We start from the raw sequence: 4,407 nt of genomic DNA, 5'->3' as shown, positions 1-4,407 counted from the left end.
CGGGCGTACCCGCCACGGGCCGCGCGCACGATCTGGTGCGCCCGCGCCAATTCGACCTGTTCCGCTGACCATGGAGAAACACGCATGATCATTGCCCTTGCCGGCGGCGTCGGCGGCGCCAAGCTGGTCCATGGCCTGGCGGCCGTGCTCCCTCCCGAAGCGCTGCAGGTGGTGGTGAACACCGGCGACGACTTCGATCACCTCGGCCTGCGCGTCTGCCCCGACCTCGACACCGTGATGTACACCCTGGCCGGGCGCGCCAATCCGGAAACCGGTTGGGGCCTCGCGGGCGAGACCTGGCACTTCATGGAAGCCCTGCAGCGCCTCGGGGGAGAAACCTGGTTCCGCCTGGGCGACCAGGACCTCGCCACCCACGTGCGCCGCACCTGCCGCCTCGCCGCCGGCGAGACACTGTCCCAGGTGACGGCGCAGCTGTGTCAGTCCCTGGGCATCGCCCATCCGGTCGCGCCGATGACGAACGAACCGGTGCGCACCATGGTGCACACGGCAGATGGCGAGCTCGGGTTCCAGGACTATTTTGTGCGCCGGCAATGCGCGCCCGAGGTTCTCGGTCTGCGCTATGCGGGCGCGGCCCAGGCACGACCTTCGCCCGCACTCACGCAAGCGCTGCGCGACCCGCGCCTGCGCGCTATCGTGATCTGCCCCTCGAATCCGTACCTGAGCATTGCGCCGCTGCTGGCGTTGCCCGGCATGCGCGCGCAGTTGAGGCAGGCGGGCGTGCCGGTGATCGCCGTCTCGCCCATCGTCGGCGGTGCGGCAATCAAGGGGCCCGCCGCCAAGATCATGTGCGAATTGGGCCTGGAGGTCTCGGCGCTCGAAGTCGCGCGGCACTATAGCCCGCTGATCGACGCCTGCGTGCTCGACCATGCTGATGCGGCGCTCGCCTCCGCGGTGAATGCGCTGGGCATCGCGCCACTGGTGACAGGGACGGTGATGCGTTCCATGCCCGACCGCATCCAGCTGGCGCACGAAGTGCTCGGCTTTGCAGAAGGGATGGCGTGCCCATGAGTCCGTGGCTGGTTCTTCCGGTGAAGTCGATTTCGGAGGGCAAGAGCCGACTCGCGCCCTTCCTCGACACGGATGCGCGACACGCGCTGAACACGGAGTTACTGCGCCGATCGCTCGCCCTTGCCGCCGAATATCCCGGCCTGGATCGCACGCTGGTTGTCAGCCGCTGCCCGCGGGTGCTGGCCATGGCTCGCAAGGCAGGAGCACATGTGCTGGTCGAGCAGGACTGCGGCCTCAACGCGGCCGCCGGCCAGGCAGTCCACGCATTGCGCGGCACGGCTGCGCGTGTGCTGGTGCTTTCGTGCGACCTGCCTTTGGCCAAAAGCGATGAGCTGCGTGCGATCGTGCAATCGAACGATGTCATCCTGGCCACCGACCTCGCAGGCACCGGCACCAATGCGCTGTGCCTGCCGCCGGGTACAAATTTCCAGTTTCACTACGGCGAGGCCAGCCGCCAACGCCATGTAGAAGAAGCCCTGCGCCAAGGCCTATGTTGCCGGGTGGTGCAACTGCATGGCCTCGCCTTTGACCTCGATACCGTGGCCGACTACGATTTCTGGTTGCATAATTATTTTATGCATAATGCATTATTATCCATCTAGCGTCATGTAAAACAGACTGGCCGGCAAGCCTCATGGTGAAATCAATGATATCCATTCAGCAGCAGGAGACAGTAGCAGCGCCAGCGGGCGGCCCTCCCCTGACGAGCAGCGCGCCGGGAGGCACCTCCCCGGCCACACCCGCCTATGACCAATTCACAGCCCTGCTCGCACAGCGCCACAGCTGCCGCGGCTTCCGGCCCCAGCCGCTGCCCCGCGAACTGGTCACGCGCATAGTGGCTACTGCGGGCCGCAGCGCATCCTGGTGCAACGCACAGCCTTGGCATGTGCACATCGTCAGCGGCGCGGCGCTGGAGGGTTTGCGCACCGATATTTCCGCCCGTGCACACAGCGGAGCAGCGGCCACGCCGGAGTTGGACTGGCCACTCGGGTACGAGGGCGTGTACCGAGACCGCCGCCGTGCCTGCGGCTGGAGCCTGTACGAGGCCGTCGGCGTCGGCAAGGGCGACCGCGATGCTTCGACCCGCCAGGCAATGGAGAACTTCCACTTCTTCGGCGCACCGCACCTGGCCCTGGTCACCAGCCCCGCCCTCCTGGGTACCCATGGCGTGATGGATTGCGGCGCCTGGGTATCGAACTTCCTGCTCGCCGCAAGTTCGCTAGGCGTAGGAGCCATCGCGCAAGCCGCGGTCGCGTCCTGGCCCGACATCCTGCGCCAGCACCTGCCCATCCCGGATGATCGTCACATCGTCTGCGGTATCTCCTTCGGCTACGAAGACCCCGATCACCGCGCCAACCATTTCCGCACCGCGCGCGCGGATCTCGACGAAATCGTCACCTGGGTGGAGTGAGGAGCATTGCATGTCTGCAGCCAGCCGCCCCTTGGAGGGCATTCGCGTACTTGACCTCACGGTGGCCGTCGCCGGGCCTTATGGCGCCCTGTTGCTGGGCGGCCTTGGCGCCGAGGTGATCCACATCGAGGCGCCGGGCGGCGGGGACATCGCGCGCACGAACCAGCCCTTCGTCGGCAGCGAAGGCCTGAACTTCGGGCCACGCAGGGAAGGCGAGGTCTCCCTCAGCATCCTGAACCGGGCGCGCAACAAGAAAAGCGTCACGCTGGACCTCAAGCGCGCCGAGGGCCGGGACCTCTTCCTGCAGCTTGCGCGCGAGTCCGACGTGGTGCTGGAAAACCTGAGCGAGGGCGCTGCCGCCCGCCTTGGCGTGGGCTACGAGGCGGTGAGCGCCGCCAACCCACGTATCGTCTACGGATCCATCAGCGCCTTCGGCGTCCCCAGCCTCTACCCCGGCGTGAAGGGGGTGGACATCCTCGTGCAGGCCGCCAGCGGACTGATGGAGGTCACCGGCTTCGCCGACGGCCCACCGGTGCGCTGCGGCATCCCGATCGCTGACCTGCTGGCTCCCGTGTTCGCCGTCAACGGCATCCTTTCTGCGCTGATCCAGCGCGGGCGCACCGGCAAGGGCCAGCATGTCCAGGTATCGATGCTGGACTGCCTGGCCTCGATCCTTGCGGAGGAACATTTCGACATCTACGCGCAGGCAGGCTATCCGATGCGCTCGGGCAATTCGCAGGATCGCATGGTTCCCTTCGGCACCTACCGCTGCAGCGACGGCCAGGTCGCAATCGTGGCGTTCCGCCCGGAATGGCTGAAAGAACTCTTTGACGCCATGGGGCGCCCCGAGTTGCAGAACGACCCGCGCTTTGCCAGCCGCGACACGCGCATGCGCAACGCGATCGCGCTGAACCGGCTCATCGAGGAATGGACCGGACCGAGGACAACCGCCGCCGTTGTGCAGGAACTGCTAAAGCGCCAGATTCCCGCCGTGCGCGTGCGCACGGCGCAGGAGGTGCTGCACGACCCCCAACTGCTCGCGCGGGGCGCCGTGATGGAGCTGCTGCCACCCTCCGCCGCCACCCGTGCGATAGGCATGGGCAACCCGATCCAGTTCTCCGACGCCCACGCCCAGTTCGACCAGCCCGCCCAAGCACTCGGCCAGGCCAACGAAGAGATCTACGGTGGCCTGCTGAAGATGTCCAGGCAGGATCTGGATCGGCTGTCCGCCGCTGGCGTGATCTAGGTGCGCACGAAGGGCACGGCTGCTGGCCGGCGGTCTTCAGCGATATGAACAACGGGATCACCGTCGCGCGCAAAGAGATCTTCTACCCCTGGTCTGCGTCATCCCCTTCGAGACACCACCGACGAGGCGCTCGCCCTGGGCAGCAGGCCCTGATCCACCAACATGGGCACCGTTATGAAGATGCTCCGCTGCATCCCCAGCGGCACCTTCTGGGCCCCCCCCTCGATCCCGCCGGCGGCTTCGGCGGCTGCGAGCACAGCGACTACGGCTGGAAGGGTGGCTGGATGCCAATGGACGGTTTCCCCTACGGGAAAGCGGTCTACCTGCGGGTGGATTGATCGAGGACGGGGCTGGGACAGTGATGCATAAATTATGCATAATGCATCATAAGCATGTCTACCGAAAACCTGACCCTACAAGCGCCGCCGCTGCTGTTCCTGCTTGCAGTCGCAGGCTTCAGCGCGGTGGCCTCTACCCGCCTGTGCGACGCGATGCTTCCGGCGCTGGCCCACAGCTTCGCTACCAGCCCCGCACAGGCGTCGGCGGCGATTTCCTCCTACGCCATCGCCTACGGCCTGATGCAGTGGGTCTACGGCCCGCTGGGCGACCGTTTCGGTAAGCCGCGGGTGATCCTGCTGGCCCTGGCCTGGTGCGCCCTCGGCACCGCGGCGGCAGCGCTGGCCACGTCGCTGGACGCCCTGGTGCTGGCGCGCGCCGCCAT

5 protein-coding genes are annotated in these 4,407 nt (G+C 66.7%); all 5 read left to right on the top strand.

Features of this window, described 5'->3' with window-relative positions:
• Window positions 1–84 precede the first annotated feature (84 nt).
• The gene (gene cofD / locus ACDELDRAFT_RS19635; RefSeq protein WP_005799796.1) at window positions 85–1,029 is read left to right on the top strand and encodes a 2-phospho-L-lactate transferase; all 945 of its coding nucleotides are present in this window, start codon (window positions 85–87) and stop codon (window positions 1,027–1,029) included.
• Window positions 1,026–1,631, top strand: a complete 606-nt coding sequence (cofC, locus tag ACDELDRAFT_RS23745; protein ID WP_005799795.1) for a 2-phospho-L-lactate guanylyltransferase — start codon at window positions 1,026–1,028, stop codon at window positions 1,629–1,631. Before cofD ends, cofC begins: the two co-directional genes overlap by 4 nt.
• A 44-nt stretch (window positions 1,632–1,675) precedes the next feature.
• On the top strand, window positions 1,676–2,440 hold the full coding sequence (locus ACDELDRAFT_RS19625; protein WP_100084473.1) for a nitroreductase: 765 nt from the start codon (window positions 1,676–1,678) through the stop codon (window positions 2,438–2,440).
• 10 nt (window positions 2,441–2,450) lie between these two features.
• Window positions 2,451–3,686 (top strand): CaiB/BaiF CoA transferase family protein, encoded by a 1,236-nt coding sequence (locus ACDELDRAFT_RS19620; RefSeq protein ID WP_005799793.1) that lies wholly within the window; start codon window positions 2,451–2,453, stop codon window positions 3,684–3,686.
• A gap of 392 nt (window positions 3,687–4,078) precedes the next feature.
• Window positions 4,079–4,407: MFS transporter (locus tag ACDELDRAFT_RS19615; protein ID WP_005799791.1), on the top strand; the 329-nt coding region annotated here is incomplete at its 3' end.

It is taken from the genome of Acidovorax delafieldii 2AN, assembly GCF_000175235.1.
In the GTDB taxonomy this organism is placed as follows: domain Bacteria; phylum Pseudomonadota; class Gammaproteobacteria; order Burkholderiales; family Burkholderiaceae_C; genus Acidovorax; species Acidovorax delafieldii_B.
This window is presented reverse-complemented; position numbering and strand designations above follow the sequence as displayed.